This window comes from Tsukamurella sp. 1534 (genome assembly GCF_000312385.1).
Classification (GTDB): Bacteria; Actinomycetota; Actinomycetes; order Mycobacteriales; family Mycobacteriaceae; genus Tsukamurella.
In genome coordinates, this window is record NZ_HE997628.1 from 516843 (window position 1) to 539435 (window position 22593).

20 protein-coding genes and 1 riboswitch are annotated in these 22593 nt (G+C 70.3%); of the genes, 13 read left to right on the top strand and 7 right to left on the bottom strand.

Annotated features, from left to right (window positions below):
* The coding region (locus BN39_RS23945) for a hypothetical protein (RefSeq protein WP_237741739.1) at positions 1-200 on the bottom strand (200 nt) is incomplete at its 3' end.
* A 130-nt stretch (positions 201-330) separates the two neighbouring features.
* Between BN39_RS23945 and rpe the strand changes: the two genes are divergently transcribed.
* From rpe to BN39_RS20540, 6 genes are all read left to right on the top strand, one after another.
* On the top strand, positions 331-1008 hold the full coding sequence (gene rpe / locus BN39_RS20515) for a ribulose-phosphate 3-epimerase (protein WP_040768994.1): 678 nt from the start codon (positions 331-333) through the stop codon (positions 1006-1008).
* Positions 1005-2003: a bifunctional diaminohydroxyphosphoribosylaminopyrimidine deaminase/5-amino-6-(5-phosphoribosylamino)uracil reductase RibD gene (gene ribD / locus BN39_RS20520; RefSeq protein WP_237741740.1), complete on the top strand. Its 999-nt coding sequence runs from the start codon at positions 1005-1007 to the stop codon at positions 2001-2003. Before rpe ends, ribD begins: the two co-directional genes overlap by 4 nt.
* A gap of 64 nt (positions 2004-2067) precedes the next feature.
* A riboswitch (FMN riboswitch) is annotated at positions 2068-2225 on the top strand.
* Between the two features lie 55 nt (positions 2226-2280).
* On the top strand, positions 2281-2913 hold the full coding sequence (locus BN39_RS20525; RefSeq protein WP_019204328.1) for a riboflavin synthase: 633 nt from the start codon (positions 2281-2283) through the stop codon (positions 2911-2913).
* A 2-nt stretch (positions 2914-2915) separates the two neighbouring features.
* Positions 2916-4169: a bifunctional 3,4-dihydroxy-2-butanone-4-phosphate synthase/GTP cyclohydrolase II gene (locus BN39_RS20530; RefSeq protein WP_019204329.1), complete on the top strand. Its 1254-nt coding sequence runs from the start codon at positions 2916-2918 to the stop codon at positions 4167-4169.
* Complete coding sequence (gene ribH / locus BN39_RS20535; protein ID WP_019204330.1) at positions 4166-4642, top strand: 6,7-dimethyl-8-ribityllumazine synthase; 477 nt, start codon at positions 4166-4168, stop codon at positions 4640-4642. Before BN39_RS20530 ends, ribH begins: the two co-directional genes overlap by 4 nt.
* Before the next feature lie 25 nt (positions 4643-4667).
* Complete coding sequence (locus BN39_RS20540) at positions 4668-5123, top strand: PH domain-containing protein (RefSeq protein WP_019204331.1); 456 nt, start codon at positions 4668-4670, stop codon at positions 5121-5123.
* On the opposite strand, the gene BN39_RS20545 is transcribed toward BN39_RS20540, so the two are convergent.
* The 4 genes from BN39_RS20545 to BN39_RS20560 form a co-directional block, all read right to left on the bottom strand.
* The gene (locus BN39_RS20545) at positions 5124-6617 is read right to left on the bottom strand and encodes an aldehyde dehydrogenase family protein (RefSeq protein ID WP_019204332.1); all 1494 of its coding nucleotides are present in this window, start codon (positions 6615-6617) and stop codon (positions 5124-5126) included.
* The gene (locus BN39_RS20550) at positions 6614-8194 is read right to left on the bottom strand and encodes a GMC family oxidoreductase (protein WP_019204333.1); all 1581 of its coding nucleotides are present in this window, start codon (positions 8192-8194) and stop codon (positions 6614-6616) included. Before BN39_RS20550 ends, BN39_RS20545 begins: the two co-directional genes overlap by 4 nt.
* 77 nt (positions 8195-8271) lie before the next feature.
* Positions 8272-9735 carry a peptide MFS transporter gene (locus BN39_RS20555; protein WP_019204334.1) on the bottom strand — a complete coding sequence of 488 codons (1464 nt, stop codon included), beginning with the start codon at positions 9733-9735 and terminating at the stop codon, positions 8272-8274.
* 37 nt (positions 9736-9772) lie between these two features.
* On the bottom strand, positions 9773-10780 hold the full coding sequence (locus BN39_RS20560; protein WP_019204335.1) for a hypothetical protein: 1008 nt from the start codon (positions 10778-10780) through the stop codon (positions 9773-9775).
* Between the two features lie 442 nt (positions 10781-11222).
* On the opposite strand from BN39_RS20560, the gene BN39_RS20565 reads away from it, so the two are divergent.
* The 3 genes from BN39_RS20565 (at position 11223) to BN39_RS20575 (ending at position 14792) form a co-directional block, all read left to right on the top strand.
* Positions 11223-13097, top strand: coding sequence for a DUF2075 domain-containing protein (locus BN39_RS20565; RefSeq protein WP_019204336.1), 1875 nt, complete (start codon positions 11223-11225; stop codon positions 13095-13097).
* A 78-nt stretch (positions 13098-13175) separates the two neighbouring features.
* Positions 13176-14042, top strand: coding sequence for an HNH endonuclease signature motif containing protein (locus BN39_RS22485; protein ID WP_019204337.1), 867 nt, complete (start codon positions 13176-13178; stop codon positions 14040-14042).
* 78 nt (positions 14043-14120) lie between these two features.
* Positions 14121-14792 carry a hypothetical protein gene (locus BN39_RS20575; protein WP_019204338.1) on the top strand — a complete coding sequence of 224 codons (672 nt, stop codon included), beginning with the start codon at positions 14121-14123 and terminating at the stop codon, positions 14790-14792.
* Positions 14793-14798: 6 nt separating this feature from the next.
* Here BN39_RS20575 and BN39_RS20580 read toward each other — a convergent pair whose 3' ends face one another.
* Together BN39_RS20580 and BN39_RS20585 are read right to left on the bottom strand one after the other, a co-directional pair.
* A complete protein-coding gene (locus BN39_RS20580) occupies positions 14799-16163 on the bottom strand; it encodes an LLM class flavin-dependent oxidoreductase (RefSeq protein WP_019204339.1) in 1365 nt (454 codons plus the stop codon).
* Positions 16164-16252: 89 nt separating this feature from the next.
* The gene (locus BN39_RS20585) at positions 16253-17179 is read right to left on the bottom strand and encodes an intradiol ring-cleavage dioxygenase (protein WP_019204340.1); all 927 of its coding nucleotides are present in this window, start codon (positions 17177-17179) and stop codon (positions 16253-16255) included.
* Positions 17180-17359: 180 nt separating this feature from the next.
* Between BN39_RS20585 and BN39_RS20590 the strand changes: the two genes are divergently transcribed.
* From BN39_RS20590 to BN39_RS20605, 4 genes are all read left to right on the top strand, one after another.
* Positions 17360-19021 carry a long-chain fatty acid--CoA ligase gene (locus BN39_RS20590; protein ID WP_237741741.1) on the top strand — a complete coding sequence of 554 codons (1662 nt, stop codon included), beginning with the start codon at positions 17360-17362 and terminating at the stop codon, positions 19019-19021.
* Between the two features lie 81 nt (positions 19022-19102).
* Positions 19103-19429 carry a hypothetical protein gene (locus tag BN39_RS20595; protein ID WP_148281548.1) on the top strand — a complete coding sequence of 109 codons (327 nt, stop codon included), beginning with the start codon at positions 19103-19105 and terminating at the stop codon, positions 19427-19429.
* Positions 19430-19494: 65 nt separating this feature from the next.
* The gene (gene uvrC / locus BN39_RS20600; RefSeq protein WP_019204343.1) at positions 19495-21465 is read left to right on the top strand and encodes an excinuclease ABC subunit UvrC; all 1971 of its coding nucleotides are present in this window, start codon (positions 19495-19497) and stop codon (positions 21463-21465) included.
* Positions 21462-22529: an SLC13 family permease gene (locus tag BN39_RS20605; RefSeq protein ID WP_019204344.1), complete on the top strand. Its 1068-nt coding sequence runs from the start codon at positions 21462-21464 to the stop codon at positions 22527-22529. The genes uvrC and BN39_RS20605 overlap by 4 nt, the downstream gene beginning before the upstream one ends.
* The last annotated feature ends 64 nt before the right edge of the window (positions 22530-22593 follow it).

Sequence of the window (22593 nt, forward strand, 5' to 3'; positions counted from 1 at the left end):
GCGGCGGGAGCGGGGGCGGCCGCAGGTGCTGCTGCCGGAGCGGCTGCCGCCGGGGCGGGCGCCGCGGGTGCAGTGCCGGCATCGGCGACGGGGACGGCCGGCACAGGCGGTGCGGTCGGTTCGGCGAGCGCCGGGCCTGCGGCGAAGGACGCCACCGCGGCAGCGGCGACGAGGGTGCTGAAGGTGCGTGCGATCCGCATGACGACCTCTCCACTAGCGACTTCACAGGAGTTACCCGTGTAACTAATGGTGCTGATGTTACTAAAGTGATTAATGAAGGGCAACGCGGCCCGGCTCGGCCGTGTCGCGGGAGGCCATACAATGCGGTCCATGTCTTCGCCGATGATCGCGCCGTCCATCCTGTCCGCCGATTTCGCCCGACTGGGCGCGGAGATCGACGCCGTGGACGGCACCGAGGGCGCCGACTGGGTGCACGTCGACGTGATGGACAACCACTTCGTGCCGAACCTCACGCTGGGCCTGCCCGTGGTGCAGAGCCTGCTCAAGTCCACGACGATCCCGCTCGACTGCCACCTCATGATCGACGAGCCGGGCCGCTGGGCCCCGCCGTACGCCGAGGCCGGCGCCCACAACGTGACCTTCCACGCCGAGGCCACCGACGATCCGATCGCCGTCGCGAAGGACATCCGCGCCGCGGGTGGCAAGGCGGGCCTCGCGATCAAGCCGGGGACCGATTTCGAGCCCTACATCGAGATCCTCAAAAGCTTCGACACCCTGCTCGTGATGAGCGTCGAGCCGGGCTTCGGCGGCCAGTCGTTCATCGCCGAGGTCCTGGACAAGGCGCGCGCCGCCCGCAAGCTGGTGGACTCGGGAGAACTGAAGCTGCTCGTCGAGATCGACGGCGGCATCAACGCCGACACCATCGAACAGGCCGCGGCCGCCGGGGTGGACTGCTTCGTCGCGGGCTCCGCCGTCTACAACGCCGCGGATCCCGCCGAGGCCGTGCGCAGGCTCCGCGCGCAGGCGGCGGCCACCGCGCGGGTGTGACCGCGCCCGTGGACATCGACGCCGCGCTGGCGCTCGCCGTCGCGGAATCGGCGGCCGCACGCGGGGTGAGTACCCCCAATCCGCCGGTCGGTGCGGTGATCCTCGATGCGGACGGCGCCGTCGTCGGGAGGGGGCGCACCGCACCCGCGGGCGGACCCCACGCCGAGGTCGTCGCGCTCGCCGAGGCCGGCGCCGCCGCCCGCGGCGGGACCGCGGTGGTCACGCTCGAACCCTGCGATCACACGGGCCGCACGGGCCCGTGCACGCAGGCGCTCCTCGCAGCCGGTGTCGCGCACGTCGCCTATGCCGCGGCAGACCCCAATCCCGTGGCCGCGGGCGGCGCGCGCACGCTCCGGGACGGGGGCGTCGACGTCGCGCACCTCGCCGTCGAACCGTGGCCCCTGACCGAGTGGCTGTTCCGGCAGCGGCACGGCCGGCCGATGGTCACCGTCAAGCTCGCCGCCACCGTCGACGGCCGGATCGCCGCGCCCGACGGCACCAGCCAGTGGATCACCGGGCCCGCCGCGCGGGAGCGCGTGCACGCCGAACGTGCGCAGCTCGACGCTATCGTCGTGGGCACGGGCACCGTCGCCGCCGACGATCCCGCGCTCACCGCCCGGCGGCCCGACGGTACGCCGTACCCGCATCAGCCGCGACGGATCATCGTGGGGGAGAGGGAGATTCCGCAGGAGGCGCAGGTCTTCGCCGGGCCCGGAGCGGCCCAGCAGGTCTTCTCGCGCCGCCCCGAGGACGCGATCGCCGCGGCCGGGGACGCGGTCAACGTCCAGGTGGAGGGCGGATCCCGGCTGATCGGCGCCTTCTTCGCCGCGGGGCTGGTGGACCGGGTCCAGGCGTACATCGCGCCGGTCCTGCTGGGGGCCGGGCTGCCGGCCCTGACCGTGCCCGGCGTGGGCACGCTGACGGACGCGCTGCGCATGCGCCTGGACACCGTCGAGCGGATCGGCGACGACGTGCTGCTGACGCTCGTGCGCTGAACCCTTGCGCTCGCCATGAGCCCAACACTTGGGGCTCGCGCGAACAGGTGCTACCTTCGAAAGCGGAAGTTCTCAGGGCGGGGTGCAATTCCCCACCGGCGGTGATGGTCCCCAGGCGATCCTGGTGCCCGAGCCCGCGAGCGCCCCGGCAGAGCCGGGGGTCAGCAGATTCCGGTGCGATCCCGGAGCCGACGGTCATAGTCCGGATGGAAGAGAACTACGCGGGCGTATCCCGCGTCGTCGTGTCGCCCTGAGGCCGAAGTGGCAGGAGCGGCGAATGTTCACCGGCATCGTCGAGGAGCTGGGCGTGATCACCGCCCGCGAGGACCTCCCGGATGCGGCCCGGTTCACCGTGCACGGCACCACGGTGACCTCCGACGCCCGGCACGGCGATTCGATCGCCGTGAACGGCGTCTGTCTCACCGTGGTCACCGTCGCCGACGGGGCGTTCACCGCCGACGTCATGGCGGAATCCCTGCGCCGCAGCTCGCTGAGCAAGCTCGGACCCGGCGACCGGGTCAACCTCGAGCGCGCCGCCGCCGTGAACTCGCGGCTCGGCGGCCACATCGTGCAGGGCCACGTCGACGGCACCGGCGTCGTCCTCGGCCTCAGCCCCTCGGAGCACTGGACCGTGGTGCGGATCGGCATCCCCACGGGCCTCGCCCGATACGTCGTGGAGAAGGGCTCGATCACCCTCGACGGGGTCTCGCTCACCGTGTCCGCGCTGGGCCTGGGCGTGCCCGGCGACGACGCCCAGCACTGGCTCGAGGTGTCGCTCATCCCCACCACCCTGGACCTGACGAACCTGGGCCTCGCCGAGCCCGGCACCGTCGTCAATCTCGAAGTCGACATCGTCGCCAAGTACGTCGAGCGCCTCACGGGGTTCGCCGCAGCCGAGGAGGAGAAGTAGCCATGACCAGGTTCGATTCCATCGAGCGGGCCATCGAGGACATCGCCGCGGGCAAGGCCGTCGTCGTGGTCGACGACGAGGACCGGGAGAACGAGGGCGACCTGATCTTCGCCGCGGAGAAGGCGACGCCCGAGCTGGTGGCGTTCATGGTGCGTTACACCTCGGGGTACCTGTGCGCCCCGCTCGACGGCGCCACCTGCGACAAGCTGGGCCTGCCGCCCATGTACGCCACCAACCAGGACAAGCACGGCACTGCGTACACGGTGACCGTGGACGCCAAGGAGGGCGTGGGCACCGGCATCTCCGCCGCGGACCGCGCCACCACGATGCTCAAGCTGGCCGATCCGTCGTCCACCGTCGAGGACTTCACCCGCCCCGGCCACGTGGTGCCGCTGCGCGCCAAGGACGGCGGCGTGCTGCGCCGCCCCGGCCACACGGAGGCCGCCGTCGACCTCGCCACCCTGGCGGGGCTCGCGCCCGCCGGTGTGATCTGCGAGATCGTCTCCGAGAAGGACCCGGGCGGGATGGCGAAGTCCGACGAGCTGCGCGTGTTCGCCGACGACCACGGCCTCGCGATGATCTCCATCGCCGACATGATCGCCTGGCGCCGCAAGAACGAGAAGCACGTCGTGCAGGTGGCCTCGGCGCGGATCCCCACCCGCTACGGCGATTTCCAGGCCGTGGGGTACACCTCGATCCACGACGATGTGGAGCACATCGCGCTGGTCAAGGGCGACGTGACCAGCGACGGCGGCGAGGACGTGCTGGTGCGTGTGCACAGCGAGTGCCTCACCGGCGACGTGTTCGGCTCGCTGCGCTGCGACTGCGGCCCTCAGCTGGACGCGGCCATGGAGATGGTGGCGCAGGAGGGGCGCGGCGTCGTGCTCTACATGCGCGGCCACGAGGGCCGCGGCATCGGCCTCATGCACAAGCTGCAGGCCTACCAACTGCAGGACGGCGGCGCGGACACCGTGGACGCGAACCTCCAGCTGGGCCTGCCCGCCGACGCCCGCGACTACGGCCTCGGCGCGCAGATCCTCGTCGACCTGGGGATCACGTCCATGCGGCTGCTGACCAACAATCCCGCCAAGCGGGTGGGCCTGGACGGCTACGGCCTGCAGATCACCGAGCGCGTCGCGATGCCCCTGCGCGCGAATGCCGAGAACATCCACTACCTGCGCACCAAGCGTGACCGCATGGGGCACGACCTGCGCGATCTGGACGACCACTTCGACCACCAGGGAGGTACCGCGTGAGCGGCGCAGGCATTCCGGACATCGCCCTCGACGGTGCCGCCGACCTGCGGCTGGCGATCGTCGCATCGCGGTGGCACGACACGGTGTGCGAGGCCCTGCTCGCGGGCGCGCTGCGGACGGCCGAATCCGCCGGGGTGCGGAACGTGACCGTGGAGCGGGTGGCCGGCGCGGTCGAGCTGCCCGTCGTGGCGCAGGAGCTCACCAAGAACCACGACGCGGTGGTCGCCCTCGGTGTCGTCATCCGCGGCGGGACCCCGCACTTCGAGTACGTCTGCGACGCGCTCACCGCGGGCCTGCTGCGCGTGTCGCTCGATGCGGGCGTCCCCGTCGGCAACGGCGTGCTGACCACGAACACGGAGGCCGAGGCGCTCGATCGCGCCGGTCTCCCGGACTCCGCCGAGGACAAGGGGGAGCAGGCGGCGTCCGCGGCGCTGGACACCGCCCTCACGCTGCGGCGTCTGCGGTCCGCTTAGTCCGGTTCCGTACACTCGTCCCGTGATGACCGACGCCGCCACGCAGCCCACCTTCGAGGCCAGTCCCCGCAAGATCAAGATCTACGCGTGGGCCGTGGCCATCGTGCTCATCGTGGGCCACGGCGCCGTCGGCCTCTCGCTCACGATGGGCGGCGACACCGGGCCGCTGTTCCGCACGTCCGACAAGATCGGCATGGCGCTGATCGGCGTGGTCCTCGCGGGTGGGGCGCTGCTCTTCACCCGGCCGCGGCTGCGGATCGGGCCCGACGGGGTGGCCGTGCGCAACCTGCTCAACGAGAACACCTACGGCTGGGACGTGGTGCAGGGCTTCAGCTTCCCGAAGGGCACCGCGTTCGCCCGGCTCGAACTGCCGCAGGACGAGTACGTGTCCGTGTGGGCGATCCAGGCCCGCGACGGTGAACTCGCGGTCCAGGCCATCGCCCGGGCCCGCGAGCTCTCCGACATCTACCGGCGGGGCTAGCTACTTCTCGATCGTGCCCGTGCGGCCGTGCAGCAGCGTCATGATCTGCGCGAGCTGTCCCTCCTGCGCGGCGGTGCGGGCGAAGCTGGTGAGGTTGAGCAGAGGCGTGAACCGCTTGCGCGCGATGCCCTTGGCGTAGGTGAACTCGCGCAGCCCGTCCGGCCCGTGGATGCGGCCGAAACCGGAGTCCCCGACGCCGCCGAACGGCAGGCTGGGGACGCCGGCGAAGGTGATGATCCCGTTCACCGCGGCCATCCCGGAGCGGATCCGGTCGGCCAGCTCCATCCCGCGGGCCTTGGAGAACACGGTCGCTGCGAGGCCGTACTTGGTGGCGTTCGCCAACTCGATCGCGTCGTCCATCGACTCCACCCGGGCGACGGTGACCGTGGGCCCGAACGTCTCCTCGGTCACGGCCAGTGAGTCCTCGGGCACGTCGACGAGCACCGTCGGCTGGACGAACCGGTCGCCGACCGCGTCGACTCCGCCGACCAGGGCGCGGCCGCCGCGCGCGAGGGCGTCCTCGATGTGCGACTTGATGATCGGCAGCTGGCCCGGCATGGTGATCGGGCCGATCTGGGACTCGTCGGAGGCGTTCGCGGTGACGTCGCGGGCCTTGGCCACGAGCTTCTCCAGGAACGGGTCGTAGACGTCCTTGTGCACGTAGACCCGCTCCACGCCCACGCACGTCTGGCCGGCGTTGGCGAAGGCGCCCCAGGCCGCGGCGTCGGCGGCCGCGTCGAGGTCGGCGTCGCGGTCCACGAGGAAGGCGTCCTTGCCGCCGGCCTCGATGACCACGGGGGTGAGGGTCTCGGCGCAGGCCGCCATGACCTTCTTGCCGGTGTTGGTGGAGCCGGTGAACGCGACCTTGTTCACTCCGGACGTGCACAGCGCGTTGCCGGTGGGGCCGAGGCCGGTGACGGTCTGCAGCACGGGGCGGCCCACGGCCTCCTCGAACGTGCGAGCCAGCCACACCCCGACTCCGGGGGTGTACTCGGACGGCTTGAACACCACGGCGTTGCCCGCGGCGAGGGCGTACGCGATGGAGCCCATCGGGGTGAACACCGGGTAGTTCCACGGGCCGATCACGCCGACCACGCCGAGCGGGTGGTAGCGCACCGTCGAGGCCTGGTTCGCCATGAGCAGGCCCGAGGACACCTTCCGCGGGCCGAGCACCTTCTTCGCGTGCGAGGCCGCGTACGCGAGGTGGTCGATCCCGAGGGAGGCCTCGAGCAGGGCGTCGCCGTGCGGCTTGCCGGTCTCGTCGTGGATGATCTGCGCCAGCTGGTTGATCCGGCGGGTGATCACGCCCTTCCACTTGTTGAGCTGGTGCTTGCGGCCCTCGAAGCCGAGTTCCTGCCACCAGTCGGCCTGCTCGCGGGCGCGCGCCACCACGGCGTGCACGTGGTCGGTGGAGTGGACGGGGTAGGTCTCGACCACGTCGCCGGTGCGCGGGTTGATCGAATCGAACGTGGCGGTCTGCTCTGATGCGGTCATGCTGACTTCCTGATCTCGTCTGCCGCCTTCTCGGCGATCATGATGGTGGGGGCGTTGGTGTTTCCGCGGGTGATCATCGGCATCACCGAGGCGTCGACCACGCGCAGGCCCTCGGTGCCGCGCACCCGCAGCTGCGGGTCGACGACGGCGTTCTCGCCCGTACCCATGGCGCAGGTGCCGACGGGGTGGAACAGGGTCTGGGCGTACTGCCGGATGTGCGCGAGGTAGTCGTCGTCCGACGGGTCCTCGGGCAGGTGCCAGGGCTTGCCCAGGTGCTTCGCCAGCGGTCCCTGCCGGCACAGCTCGAAGGTCTCGCGGACGCCGACGAGCATGGCGTCGAGGTCCTCGGGCGCCTCGAAGTAGTTGGGCTCCAGGGACGGGTGCCAGTCGGGGTTCGCCGACCGCAGCCGGAGGCGGCCGCGGCTGGCGACGTTGACGAGGGTGGGGCCGCACACCAGTCCGCGCTTGGTGGGCTCGTGCAGCATGTTGTCGTAGAAGCCCGACGCCATGACGTGGTACTGCAGGTCCGGCAGCTCGAGATCCTCACGGGAGCGGAAGAAGCCGCCGGCCTCGCCCGCGTTGGACGCGAGCGGGCCCGTGCCGAAGATCTTCCAGCGCAACAGGTTCTGCAGGTTCTGCGCCTCCATCAGGTCGGAGGTGCCGTGCGTGTCGAAGATGACGGGGACGATGGGATGGTCGTGCAGGTTCTCGCCGACGCCGGGCAGGGGGACGCGCACGTCGATGCCGTGTTCGCCGAGGTGCTCGGCCGGGCCGACGCCCGAGAGCATCAGCAGCTGAGGCGAATTCACCGCGCCGCCGGAGAGGATCACCTCGCGGCGGGCCTTCGCCGTGTGCTCGGTCGCGGACTGCGCGAACGTCACCCCCGTCGCGCGGGCACCGTCGAACTCGATGCGGCGCGCCGTGGCGCCCAGCGCCACCGTGAGATTCGGCCGCGAGCGGGCGGGCTCGAGGTAGGCCTTGTCGGTGGACCAGCGGCGGCCGCCCTTGCACGTCACCTGGTAGAGCCCCGCCCCGTCCTGAACGGCGCCGTTGAAATCGTCGTTGCGCTTGAGGCCGTGGCTCACCGCGCTGTCCACCCAGTCGTGCACCAGCGGATGCGTGTACACCCGGTCCTCGACGTTCAGCGGGCCCGACGTGCCGTGGTACGCGTCGTCGATGCTGGTGTTGCCCTCCGCTTTGCGGAAGTAGGGGAGCACCTCGTCGTGGGACCAGCCGGTGGCGCCGTGCTCGTTCGCCCACGCGTCGAAATCGCCGTGGTTGCCGCGGATGTAGATCATCGCGTTCATCGACGAGCAGCCGCCGAGCGCCTTCATCCGCGGCCAGTAGGTGGGACGGTCGTCCAGGTGCTTCTGCGGGACGGTGGTGTAGTTCCAGTCCCACTTGGTCTTGAACAGCGCGGAGAACGCCAGCGGGATGTGGATCTCGTCCGCATCCGCCTCGCCCCCGGCCTCCAGGAGCAGCACGCTGGTGCCGGGATCCTCGGAGAGGCGGGCGGCGACCACGGCCCCGGCGCTGCCGGCCCCCACCACGATGTAGTCGTATTCGTCGGACGGCACGTAGCAGCTCCTCGCGTCGATGTTCCGACCTCGAAACTACCCGCGAGTACGTCCGGTTTCCAGGGTTTGGCCGAAGGTCAGACGACCTCCGGAGCCAGGCGCTTGATCGTCGGGGTCAGGGCCGCGACGCCCAGGCCGATCGCGATGGCCACGCCGCCCAGCACGATGAAGTACGGCGCCTCGTTGTTCATGTCGTAGAAGGTGGCCAGGCGCCCCGCGAGCGCCGAACCGAGGCTGATCGAGAGGAAGTTGAGCGCCACCATCTGAGTGGGGAAGGCGTGCGGCGCCAGCTTGGTGGACACGCTGAGGCCCACGGGCGAGATGCACAGCTCGGAGAGGGCGAAGATCAGCATGATCGCCAGCAGGCCGATGACGGGGACCGTGTTCTGCCCGGACGGCATGAACAGGAACGCCAGGAAGGCGACGCCGATCCCGGCGGTGCCGATGGCGAACTTGATCGGTGTGCTGGGCTGGCGCGGACCGAGCTTGACCCACAGGGTGGCGAGCACGGGCGCGAAGATCAGGACGTACACCGGGTCGATGGATTGGACCCAGGAGGCGGGGAACTCCCAGCCGAGGATGTTGCGGTTCAACCGCTTGTCCGCGTAGACGGCGACGAACGAGAACAGCTGCTGGAACAGCGCCCAGAACGCCACCTGGGAGAGGAACAGCGGGATGAACGCGATCACGCCGCTGCGCTCTCCGGGCGTGACCCGCTTACTGGAGAGCAGGAACGCGAAGTATGCGATCGAGGCGATGATCACCGCGATGATCACGGCGTCCACCAGGTTGTCCGCGGTGATGACGCCGACGGCGATGAGGACGCCGACGAGCACGAGCGCGGCGAGGAGGATGCCGCCGGCGTTCAGGATGTCGGCGGCCGAGGCGGGATTCGGCACCTCCTGGCTGATCCGCGGCAGCATCCGGCGGGTCAGCGCGTACTGCACCAGCCCGAGTGCCATGCCGACGGCGGCCAGGCCGAAGCCCCAGTGGAAGCCCGCCGTGTCCTGCAGGTACCCGGTGAGCAGCGGGCCGATGAAGGCGCCGAGGTTCACGCCCATGTAGAAGAGGGAGAAGCCCGCGTCCCGGCGGAGGTCGCCCTGGGGGTAGAGGTCGCCGACCACCTTGGTGGCGTTGCCCTTCACGCCGCCCGAGCCGATCGCGACGCATACCAGGCCCACCACGACGCCCGTCGAGCCGGGCAGGACGGCCAGCGCGATGTGGCCCACCATGACCAGGCACGCGGAGTAGAACAGCGTCCGCTCGGCGCCCAGCAGGCGATCGGAGATCCAGCCGCCCGCGATCGTCGAGAGGTAGACGAATCCGCTGTAGGCGCCGACGATGCCGAGCGCCGTGCCCTCGTCGTAGCCGAGCCCGCCCTGCGATGCGGTGTAGTACAGGTAGTACGCCAGGATCGCCTGCATCCCGTAGAACGAGAAGCGTTCCCACATCTCCACGCCGAACAGGTTGACCAGCGGGAGCGGATGGCCGAAGAAGCGGTTGTCGGGTTTGTAGCCCGTGGTCGACTGAGGATTGCTCATCCGTTGATGAAACCACGGTTCACCGGGTGTGCGGGGCTCAGCGCAGGAGGTTGGTGCGCGCCACCTGTTCTCGGAGGAAGTGGAATTGGGTGTCCAGGCTGGCCTGGAGGTCCCGCAGTTCGTCCGCGTGTTCCTGGAAGCGCCGGGCGTCGGCCTCGTTGCCGACGGCGTCCCGGTACAGCTGATCGAGCAGCTCGCGGTGGGCGCCGGTGGCGGTGCGGTCGAGGAGCTGCAGGTCGTGCAGGAGGCGCTCGACGGGGCGCAGCTCGCCCAGGTACTCGGCCAGCGCGGCCACGTGGTCGCGCAGCGCGTTCTCGGCCATCCGGGCCGCGGTCGCGTATTCGTCCAGGTGCTCGGCCAGGGCGCTCGTCACCGGCGAGTCGCCCGACGGGCGGGGCGTATCGGTCCGGAGCCGCCACACGCGGTAGGCGCGGTGGCTGATGTCCTGCAGCGTGGCGTCCAGGTTGATCCGCACGCGGTGCTGGTCGAGGATCGGGTTGTTCCACGCCGGGGAGCGGCGGACCTCTTCGGCGAGCAGGACCGCGATGCCCAGCAAGCGGGTCTCGACCCGGGTGCTGCCCGGTTCCGCGTCGGGGTTGTACGCGGGGGTCCGGTCGGCCTGGAAGGGCCAAGGGTTCTGCGCGAGGCGCCGTTCCTCCGCCTCCTCGCGCTGCTGCGCGCGTCGCTGGTTCTGCCAGATCCGGTACCCGGCGGCGCCGCCACCGGCGATCAGCAGGCCGATGAACGCACCTGTCATCGACGACGTGACGGCGGCGCCCAGAACGAACACGGCCGCGAGTGCGATGACCAGCCCCATCGGGCTGATGCGCGGCCCCGTGTCCGGTGGGCGCAGTCGCGCCAGGTAGGCGGGGTTGTTGTTCGCGGTGTACCGCCGATAGGCGTCGTCGACCGTCATCGGCGATATGGACTCGAGGAAGCCGGAGGCGTCGCGGGCGGCGAGCTGCGCGTGCTCGCGGCCGACGGTGACCCCCTCCGCCGCCGCGGCGACTCGCACCGCGATCTCCTGTGGGACGCTGTCCGCCATCTCGAACCTCCTCCTACCTACCCCCGAATGTACCGACGTTTCAGGCCTCCGCGCCGCCACGGTCGCGCCACAGTGCAGTCAGCTCGACGGGCGCCCATCCGGGCCAGCGGGCGACCCGAGGGGAATGCCCTGGACGCACTCGGCGACGATGGCGGGCCCGTTCCGCCGGGAGTCGTCGTAGAACGCGGCGGTGGTCGCCGCTTCCACCGCTGTTGTCACCAGTGCCCAGACGACGGTGGCGTTCGCGGATCTTGGCCTCCGGTACGTCGTGCTCCCGGCGATGACACGATGCGCGACGCGCTGGTCCCGCGGTGTCGGCGTCGCGCGGCGCGGCTCGTCTCCGTGGCGCCGGGTAGTACGCTCGCCCCAGCGGTTCGACGGAACTCTCGTACAGGGCAGATCCCCTCCGCACGATCATTCGTGCTGCCCTGGGGGATGTTGCGTGACCTATCTGCGGGTGACCGCGGACCGACTGCTCGACGAATACGACGCGCAGTCGCTCGTGGAGACGCTGCTGGAGCGCATGCTGTTCGAACGCGGGATCACCGTCGGCGACGCGGAACAGCGCGCCTGGAGCAACAGCCTGCCGAAGCTCGCGGCCGACCTCCGGCAGGGTGGCCTAGGCGACGTCGAGATGCTCATCGAATACAAGCTGCCGCTGACGTCGCGGCGTGCCGACGTGGTGCTCGCCGGGATGCACCCGGGCACCGGCGCACCGTCGTACGTGGTGGTCGAGTTGAAGCAGTGGTCGTCGGCGACGGCCTTCGAGGACGATCCGAACCTCGTCTCCGTACCGCACATCGGTGGTCCGCTCCTGCATCCGGGGGCGCAGGTGGCGGGGTATTGCGAGTACATCGGTGACTTCGCGCGCGTCCTGCGCGACCACGAGGACGCGCTCGCGGGGATCGCCTACCTGCACAACGTGACGGAGCCCGGGGCGGTCTCCGATCTCCGCTCCTATCCGATCACCACGACGGGGCGCATGTTCACCGGTGCCGACACCGACGCGATGTTGAGCTTCCTCCGCAGCCGCCTCGCGCCCGGGGTCCGCGGAGGCGCCGCGGCGGACGCCCTGCTCAACTCACCGGCCGCCCCGTCGCAACAACTCCTCGCGGTGGCGGCCCAGGAGGTGCGCGACCGGCAGGTGTTCCATCTGCTCGGCGAGCAGCGACTCGCCGTCGATACCGTCCTGCACGACGTGGAACGGGCACGGGCAGCGAACACCAAGCGGGTTCTGGTGGTGACGGGCGGTCCAGGCAGCGGAAAGAGCGCGATCGCCCTTGCCGTTCTCGGCGACCTGGCGCGCCGTGGACGGACGGTGCTGCACGCCACCGGTTCACGGTCGTTCACGACGACGCTGCGACAGGTCGCCGGTCACCGGGCCCCGCGAGTCAAGAGCCTCTTCAAGTACTTCAACCAGTTCATCACAGCGGCCCCCAACGAGATCGACGTCCTCATCCTCGATGAGGCCCACCGGATCAGGGAGACGTCGGCGAACAGATTCACCAAGGCGGAGAACAGGACCGGGCGGCCGCAGGTCGACGAGCTGATCTCGGCGGCCCGCGTTCCGTTGTTCCTCCTCGACGAGCATCAGATCGTGCGGCCGGGCGAGCTCGGATCGCCAGCACAGATCCGTGCGTACGCGGCCTCGCTCGGACTCGAGACCGTGCACATCCGCCTCGACGACCAGTTCCGCTGCGGGGGAAGCGAGCGGTACGTCGAGTGGGTGCTCGATCTCGTGGGACTCGGCGGCCGCGAGCCGTGGGTATGGCGCGGCGACGGCGACTTCGACGTCCGGGTGGCGGAGACGCCGTGGGACCTGGAGCGTTCACTCGACGAGAAGCGCACACAGGGATATTCGGCGCGGATGACGGCCGGATACTGCTGGACGTGGAGCGACCCGACTCCGGAGAAGACATTGATCCCGGACGTGCGGATCGGCGACTGGGCGCGGCCGTGGAACTCGAAGTCGGAGAGGCGTATCGGCGACGCCCCGCCGTCACAGCTGTGGGCGACCGAGGAGGGCGGATTCGGGCAGGTGGGCTGCGTGTACACCGCGCAGGGATTCGAATACGACTACAACGGCGTGATCCTGGGGCCCGACCTGGTGTGGCGCGACGGCCGACTCGTGGTTCGGCGCGACGAGAACAAGGACCCGAGCCTGAAGTCGAAGAAGAACCTCACGGACGTCCGGTTCGACCTGCTGATCCGCAACACCTACAAGGTGCTGCTCACGCGCGGAATGGCGGGCACGGTCCTGTACTCACCCGACGAAGAGACCCGCGAGGCGCTTCGGCGCCTCGTGCAACCGCAGTAGCGAAACGAGCTCGGCCCGACAGGCTTCCGCTGAGGACATGCCTCCACCCGATGCGAACCTCTGGAAGGCGCATGGGCGATGACGGCGTGGCTCCTGTCGATCAGTCGGAAATTCCCCCAACACCTGCAGTACGCGATGGAGAAGGGGTTCTGGGACATGAAGGAGGCGGCGGACGTTCGACGCGGCGACGAGCTGTATTTCCGGCTCTCCCGGGCCTCGCTCGTCGGGGTGCTACGAGCGACGAGCGACATGTACCAGAGTGACTCGGCGGGCCGATTACTTCAGGACGCGAATCCGACCTGGGACGGTGGCGGACCGTACGCGGCGCGCGTCGACGTCGAGCCCGTCAGCGTCACATCCGTTCGGCAACCCGGCTACGAAACGTTGCTCGAAGAGGCCGGCTACAAGCGCACCTACACGATGGGACTCACCCGGGTACTCCCTGTTCGTCGTGCTGCCGGCCAGCAGTTTCTGCGTAGCTGCTTCTTCTACGGCTCAGCTGTCGACCTGTCTCCTGAGCCGGTGACCCCGCATCTCTTCACGACGGGGCCGGTCCACCGGAGGACTGTGGAAGTCGCCAGTCGTGAAGGGCAGGACCTTTTCCGGGAGAAGCTGCTGGACGCGTATGGAGGCAGGTGTGCGCTCAGCGGTACCGCGGTCGAAGGGACTCTGGATGGCGCGCACATCATCGAGCACCGCGACAACGGCGTGAACGAATGCTGGAACGGGCTCCTTCTGCGTGCGGACATTCATCGCCTTTTTGATCGGTCATTGATCAGGGTGAGATCGCGGGGCCGCATCGAAGTGGACCTATCACTCGCCGGAACCGAGTACGCGACGTTCACCCGGCTGCGTCAGCCCCTGAAGGCGGAAAATCAGCCGTTGCGGTCGGCGTTCGCACACCGGTGGGTGCACAAGAACGGCCGAGACCTCGCCGACTTCTGAAGCGCGCGGTGGGGGCGCCACCGACTCCACCTGTCAGACCTCGGCGATACCGTTCGGGCATCGTCGAGGGGAGTCACGATGGCAGGCCACGAATCGCTACGCGCGCAACTGATCATCCCGCCCGATCGTGCGGCCACGTACCTGCGTGCGATGGACATCGAGGTCTCCGCCATCCATCGGGCGGTCGCCGCGGGTGATCGCGCCGCGGCCACGATGAGCGCAGATCCGTACGCCCCCGCGTTCGCCTCCGGGATGAGCAGGTGGATCGCGGTGGTCTCCACCCTGCGCAGGTCTCTCGCCGAGACGGGACTGTGGGTGCCCGACGAGAGGTCCAATCAGCCGATCAGTCGACACCTGCGGAGCGGGCGCACTCTCGCCGTCTTCAGCGGGGATCCGGCCACGGGAAACGCGGAGAACGCCTTCGGCCCGCGGGCGGTGCACCGCAAGGGCGCGGCCACCGCGAGGTCCCTCGAACCGGAGGAGCCGCTCATCTCCCTCGAGTCCCTCCTCCCGGCGAGGCCCACCGCGACAGCGGCCCTCACCGGGGCTTGGGTCCTGCTGTACCGCGACATCGGAGGAGCCGTCCGCCTCGAGGTCTCGCAGCCCACGGGATTCGACCGGGACGAGGGGCAGTACACGGGCTGGGCCGTCCGGGTGATCCTGGACGAATGGTCGCCCGGCGATCAGGCCCACCCGCCGCTCTTCCCGGCCCTCGCGATCGACTTCCAGGCAGGAGGTGTCGCGGCGTGATCGCCGTCAGCCCGCCGCGGCCGCCGCCGGGGGAGCGGTCGCCGGCGCGAACGGGTCGGCGGGCAGTTCGAGATGCTCGCGCAGCGTCGAGCCGGTGTACTCGCGCCGGAACAGCCCGCGCCGCTGCAACTCCGGCACCACGAAATCGACGAAGTCGTTGAACGTGCCCGGCGAGCTGGCGGCGGAGAGGATGTATCCGTCGGCCTCGCCGCCGGTGAAACCCTCTTCGATCTGATCCGCGATATCGGACGCGGTGCCCACGAATTGGGGGAGCAGCACCCCCTGCGCGTACAGCTTGCCGATGTCGCGCAGCGTCAGGTTGTCGCGTTCGGAGAGGCGGCGCGCCACGTCGAACAGCCCCTGCGTCCCGCCGACGGTCACGTCCTCCACCGGCTTGTCCAGGTCGTACTGCGAGAAGTCGTGGTCGGTGTGTACCGACAGCGTGATGAGCCCCGAGATCGGGTCGGCCAGGTCGTTGTGGAAGGCCTGCTTCTCCCGGGCGATGGACTCCGTCTCGCCGACGAACGGGATGAACGAGGGAAAGATCTTCACGTCCTCCGGGCGGCGCCCGAAGTTCTCGGCCCGCGATTTCACGTCGTCGTAGTACGCCCGCCGCCCCTCGGGCGTGGGGTCGATCTCGAAGATCGCCTCCGCCCAGCGCGCCGCGAAATCCTTCCCGCGGTTGGACGCGCCCGCCTGGATCAGCACCGGCCGCCCCTGCGGCGACCGCGGCGTGGGCAGCGGGCCGCGCGTGCGGAAATGCTCCGAGGCCCGGTCCACCACGCGGATCCGGGCGGGATCGGCGAACACCCCGGACTCCTTGTCCTGCACCAACGCGTCGGGGCCCCACGACTGCCACAGCTCCACCGCGGTCTCCACGAACTCCTGCGCCCGCACGTACCGCAGGTCGTGTTCCAGGTGCTCGTCGTGCCCGAAGTTCAGCGCCTCCGATTGGCTCAGCGAGGTCACGATGTTCCACGCGATCCGGCCGCGCGTCACGTGGTCCAGGCTGGAGAGGATCCGTGCCAGTTCGAACGGGTGGAAGTACGTGGTGGACTTGGTGATCGCGATCCCCAGCCGGCTGGTCACCGCGCCGATCGAAGCCGCCACGATCGAGGGATCCAGCGTGGCCGAGGCCTGCGTCCCGCGCCGCAGCGATTCGTCGATGTCGTCGCCGAACCGCGTCGGCACGGACAACAGGTCCGCGAAGAACACGAAGTCGAACTTCCCGCGCTCCAGGATCCGGCCGATCCGGTGGTAGTACTCCGGTGTGAGGAAGGCCGGATCGGAGGCGGGGTGCCGCCACGCCGCGTGCGAATGCGTGACGTGCGAGGCGATCTGGAATCCGCCGAGATGCAACTGCCGGGCCATCTGGTTCCTTCCGTCGGGACGATGCAGCCAGTCTCGGGCGCTACAGACCTGCTCGGAACCCTTGCGCTCCCGGTGGGCGAAACCTCCCGCTACCGGGGGCCAGCACCCGGCCCGCCGCCCGGCGGCGGGCCGGACATCGCGTCGGCCTTCGGCGCGGTGCGGGTGTCCACGCCCACGGGCAGCGTCACCCGGTACCCCGCCGTCACGTCGCCGGTCACCGTCGCCAGCTGCAGGGCGGCGGAGTCCTCGCCGAACACGCCGTCGGAAGTCAGCGAGACCCGGCTCATGTTCTGCACGGACGCCTCGTAGCCCGCGGTGGCGTACACGGCGTCGCACACGTCCTTGGGGAGCGCCTGCTGGGAGGTCGCGACGGCCTTCGTCGAGTCCGTGATGTCCGCGCGCCCGCGGTAGACCTCGAAATGGATGTGCGGCCACCGTCCGTCGTAGCAGGCGGGGAACACGCTCGTGAACCGCACCAGGCCCGCGTCGTCGGCGATCTGCACGCCGCGCAGATAGTTCTGGTCCGTCACCCCGTCGGAGTACAGCGAGTACCGGCCCGCGCGATCGCAGTGCCACACGTACACCGCGGCCCCGGCGAACGGCGTCCCTCCGTTCGCGAGGTCGCGCACCGTCAGCTCCAGGGTGATCGGGACGCCCTCGGCGGTCCCGCGCATCTCGCCGAAGCTCGACCGCAGGTCGCTGCGGACCACACCGGACTGTTCCAGGACGTCGGGCCCGTTCGACCCGTCGCCGGGGTAGGGGCCGGCCGTCTCGTCCGGGATCTCCTGCAGCGCGGCCCCGGAACCGCCCGACGACGGAGCGGAACTGCTCGACGACGGTGATGCCGTCGTTGCGCCCTGCCCGCACGCTGCGAGCCCGACGCCGACGGTGCCGATGCCCAGGATGGACAACATCCGGCGCCGGCTGGTCAGCGTGCCGAGGTCGAAGCCGAGCCCCTGATCGACGAGCTCTTCTTCGGGGCGCGGGAGGGGCCGCCCGCGGTAGGTGCGTGTCATGACGAATCCTTTCGTGGCGCCGGCCGACGGCGCCGTCACGATCGGAACGTATCGGCCCGAACCGGCCGCGCGGCTGTGATCCGGCTGCGGACTCGCTGTGCGCGGCGCAGCTCGTGGTCGCGCGCCGCGACCTGGCCGAAACGGGACCGCGGACCGTCGGGCATGCGGTACGCATGGTCCATGACCGAGCGGATCCTGCCCCTGACTTCGACGATGCAAGACGAGCACCTGTCGCTCGCGACGCTGCTCCGGCACGCGACCACCTGGTACGCGGACGCGGCCGAGGTCGCGACGTGGACGCCCGAGAAGACGACGAGGATGAGTTTCGGGCAGCTCGGAGTGGAAGCGGCCAAGCTCGCCAACGCCCTGACGTCGCTCGGCGTCACCCCCGGCGATCGCGTGGGCACGTTCCAGTGGAACAACAACGAGCACATGACGGCGTACGTCGCGATCCCCGCGATGGGCAGCGTGCTGCACACCCTCAACATCCGGCTGTTCCCGAACCAGGTCACGTTCATCGCCAACCACGCCGAGGACCGGGTGATCATCGCCGACGGCAGCCTGATACCGCAGCTCAACGCGGCGCTGGGCGGCATGACGACGGTGAGGCACATCGTGATCGTGGACGGCGACACCGGCGCGGTCGAGGCGCCCGCCGGCGTGGAGGTGCACGACTACCGGCAGCTCGTGGACGCGCAGTCGGGCGAGTACGACTGGCCCGAGATCGACGAACGCGCCGCGGCCGCAGCGTGTTACACCTCGGGCACCACCGGTGACCCCAAGGGCGTCATGTACAGCCACCGCAGCATCTGGCTGCACTCGACCGCGGTCTGCGCCAGCTACGGCCTCGCGATGGGCCCGTCCGACACCGTGCTCCCGATCGTGCCGATGTTCCACGCGATGAGCTGGGGCACCCCGTTCGGCGCACTGATGTCCGGCGCGTCCCTCATCCTTCCGGACCGGTACCTGCAGCCCGAGCCGATGACCCGCCTGCTCGCCGAGGAGAAGCCCACGATGTCCGCCGCGGTGCCCGCCGTGTGGATCGGCATCGTGAACCACCTCGAGACGCACCCGCAGGACATCAGCCACCTGCGCCACATCGCCTGCGGCGGTTCCGCTGTCCCGCTCAGCCTGGCGAAGACGCTGCAGGAGAAGCACGGCGTCCAGATGGTGCAGGCGTGGGGCATGACGGAGACCTCCCCGCTGGCCAGCATCGCGTGGCCGCCCCGCGGTGTGGACGGCGACGAGGCCTGGCGGTACCGGAACACCCAGGGCCGCTTCCTTCCCGGCGTCCAGGGCCGACTCGTGGACGACCTGGGCCAGACGGTGCCCGCCGACGGCGTCTCGCAGGGCGAGGTCCAGGTGCGGGGCCCGTGGATCACGGGCAGTTACTACAGCCCGGAGGGCGCGGAACCGGTGGGCGCCGACAAGTTCGAGGACGGCTGGCTGCGCACCGGCGACATCGGCAAGCTCACCGAGGACGGCTACGTGACCCTGGTCGACCGGTCCAAGGACGTCATCAAGTCCGGCGGCGAATGGATCAGCTCCGTCGAGCTGGAGAACGAGGTCATGGCGCACCCGGCCGTGCTCGAGGCCGTCGCGATCGGCGTCCCCGACCCGAAATGGGACGAGCGCCCGCTGGTCGCCGTCGTCCTGCAGCCGGGCCGGACTGTGACCGTGGCCGAGCTGCGGGAACACCTTTCGGGCAAGTTCGCCAAGTGGCAGATCCCCGACACCTGGTCGTTCATCGCCGAGGTGCCCAAGACCTCGGTGGGCAAGTTCGACAAGAAGGTGCTCCGGGCTCAGCACGCCGACGGCCGCCTGGACGTCCGGACCGACTGACACCCTCGGATTCCGACGCGGTCAGGGATCCCCCAGGTTGCTCCCGGGCCGCTTGCAGGCCCGGAGATGAAGCTGATCGGCATGACCAAGATGAAGAAGTTGATCGGATCAGCACTCCTCGGCGCCACCGTTCTCGGCGGCGTCGCCTCCGTGGGCGCCGGCGCGGCGTCCGCCGACCCGGGTAGGCCCGCCCAGCCCGGCGTCGTCCAGCACGACGACCGGAACAAGCAGGCACCGGGCCAGGCGCAGCGGCCCGCCCAGAAGGCGAAGCCGCAGGCCAACGGCCAGAACCCGGACTGGCGGCCGGGCCCGGTCTATCGCCAGGGCCAGTGGCACACCCCGATCTGGGACGCGGGCAAGAACCACTGGGGCTTCTGGCTCGGCCCGGTGTGGATCCCCGTCGGCTGACCCCGGCGCCGCACCCCGAACCACTCGACACCGAACCTGTCGGCCACCCGTCCTACCCTGGACGGGTGGCCGACCCGCAGAGTTACCGCCCGGCACCGGGCACCATCCCCACGCAGCCCGGGGTGTACAAGTTCCGTGACAAGCACGGACGCGTCATCTACGTGGGCAAGGCCAAGTCGTTGCGCAGCCGCCTGAACTCCTACTTCGCGGACGTCTACGGCCTGCATCCCCGCACCCACCAGATGGTGACCACGGCCGCCTCGGTCGAGTGGACCGTCGTGGGCACCGAGGTCGAGGCCCTCCAGCTCGAATACAACTGGATCAAGGAGTTCGATCCCCAGTTCAACGTGCGCTACCGGGACGACAAGACGTACCCGATGCTCGCGGTCACCCTCAACGAGGAGTTCCCGCGGCTGTACGTCTACCGCGGTCCGCGCCGCAAGGGCGTGCGTTACTTCGGCCCGTACAGCCACGCCTGGGCCATCCGCGAGACGCTGGACCTGCTGCTCCGCGTGTTCCCCGCCCGTACCTGCTCGGCGGGGGTCTTCAAGCGGCACAGCCAGATGGGGCGCCCCTGCCTCCTCGGTTACATCGACAAGTGCTCCGCGCCGTGCATCGGCCGGGTCACCCCGGCGGAGCACCGGCAGATCGTGGAGGACTTCTGCGACTTCCTCGCCGGCAAGACCGACAACCTGATCCGGCAGCTGGAGAACGACATGCTCGGAGCGTCGGAGGCCCTCGATTTCGAGCGCGCGGCCCGCCTCCGGGACGACGTGGCCGCCCTCCGCAAAGCGGTGGAGAAGCAGGCCGTCGTGCTCGGCGACGGCACCGATGCCGACGTGATCGCCTTCGCCTCGGACGATCTCGAGGCCGCGGTGCAGATCTTCCACGTGCGCGGCGGCCGCGTGCGCGGCCAGCGCGGGTGGGTGGTGGAGAAGCCCGGAGACGCAGAGGGGGACGAGAACGCCGAGTTCGTCGAGCAGTTCCTCACCCAGTTCTACGGCGAGGAGGCCGAGCGCGCCGAGCAGTCCGGCGACGGCGCCGCCAATCCGGTCCCGCGCGAGGTGCTGGTCCCGGTGATCCCCACGGACCCGGACGAGGTGCAGGCCTGGCTCAGTGAACTCCGCGGATCCCGTGTCTCCCTGCGTATCCCGCAGCGGGGAGACAAGCGGTCGCTGATGGAGACCGTGGAGCGCAACGCCGCGGACGCGCTGCACCAGCACAAGCTCAAGCGCTCGGGGGATCTCACGGCCCGCTCCGCCGCGTTGCAGGGACTGCAGGACGCCCTCGACCTCGACGAGGCGCCGCTCCGGATCGAGTGCGTCGACATCAGCCACATCCAGGGCTCCGACGTGGTCGCGTCCCTCGTGGTGTTCGAGGACGGCCTGGCGAAGAAGTCGGACTACCGGCACTACTCGATCAAGGAGGCCGCGGGGGAGGGGCACAGTGACGACGTGGCGTCGATCGCCGAGGTCACCCGCCGCCGCTTCCTGCGGCACCGGGCCGATGCCCGGCAGGAGGAGGGCGCCGACGGGGGAGACATGGCGCCCGAGGCGGCGATCGACCCGCAGACCGGGCGTCCCCGCCGCTTCGCCTATCCGCCCAATCTGTACGTGGTCGACGGCGGCGCGCCGCAGGCGGCGGCCGCGCAGGAGGTGCTCGACGAGCTCGGCGTCACCGACGTCGCCGTGATCGGCCTGGCGAAGCGCCTGGAGGAGGTGTGGGTGCCGGGGGAGGAGGACCCGGTGATCCTTCCGCGCAGCTCCGATTCGCTGTTCCTACTGCAGCGGGTGCGCGACGAGGCGCACCGGTTCGCCATCACCTTCCACCGCAGCAAGCGCACGAAGCGCATGACCAGCAGCGCGCTGGACGCGATCCCCGGTCTCGGCGACACTCGGAAAACTGCTCTCATCAAGCACTTCGGTTCGGTGGCCAAGCTGCGCGAGGCGAGCCTCGAGGAGATCACGGAGGTGCCCGGAATCGGGCTCACCACCGCACGCACCGTGCTCGACGGCCTGCGCACCGGCGGCGCGTGAGCCTCGCCGGCGTGGCGGCGCAGGTCGCCCCCGTCCTCGTCTTCCTGTTCGCGATCACCGTGGTCGCGGAGGTCGCCCAGGTGGCCGGCGTGTTCGATGCGGTGGGGGTGATCGCCGCCCGCCTGGGGCGCGGGCGGGTGCTGTTCATGTGGCTGTGGGTGGTGCTGGCGGCGTGCGCGGCGACGATCGCGCTGAGCCTCGACACCACCGCGGTGCTGCTCACCCCGGTCGTGCTGGCCGCCGCGACCCGGTTGGGGCTGGCGCCGGTGCCGTTCGCAATGACCACCGTGTGGCTGGCGAACACGGCCTCGCTCCTGCTGCCGGTCTCGAACCTCACGAATCTCCTTGCGGTGTACCACTTCGACGGCGGGACGCGGGAGTATCTCGCGGTGTCGTGGCGCCCGGCGATCGCGGCGATCGCGGTCACGGCCGTCGTGCTGTGGCTGCTGCACCGGCGGGAACTGCGGGGCCGTTACGAGATGCCGATCTTCCACGCCCCTCCCGATCGGGTGCTGTTCGGAGCCGCCGCCGCGGTGTGCGCCGCGCTGGGGCCGGCGTTCGCGCTGGGAGTGCCGCCCGCCGTGGCGGCGTCGGTGGCCGCCGCCGGGCTGGTCGCGGTGCTCGCGGTCAGGGCGCCGGCACGCGTGCGGGATCTGGTGGTGCCGTGGCGGATGGTGCTGATCCTCGCCGCCGTCTTCACCCTCGTTCAGGTGGCGCTCGCGCTGGGGCTCGAGGGCGTGCTGCGCGGTATCGCGGGTGCCGGGTCCGGGCCCGTCGATCTCCTGCGGCTGGCCGGGACGGGCGCGGTCGCCTCCAACGCGGCGAACAACCTACCCGCGTACCTCGCTCTGGAGCCCGTCGCATCGGGGGATCCGGTGCGGCTCATGGCCCTGCTCGTGGGCGTCGGCGTGGCGCCCGTCGTCACCCTGTGGGCGTCGCTCGCGACGCTGCTCTGGCGGGAGCGGTGCACGCGGGCGGGCGTGCGCATCTCCGCCCGGCGGTTCGCGGTGCACGGACTGGTCCTCGCGCTGCCCGCGACCGCCGCCGCGGTCCTCGTGCTCTGACCGGGGGAACGCGGTATTCGCCGTCCGTGTTCTGCGCGCAACGCACTTAGTGTAGCGTCGCCTT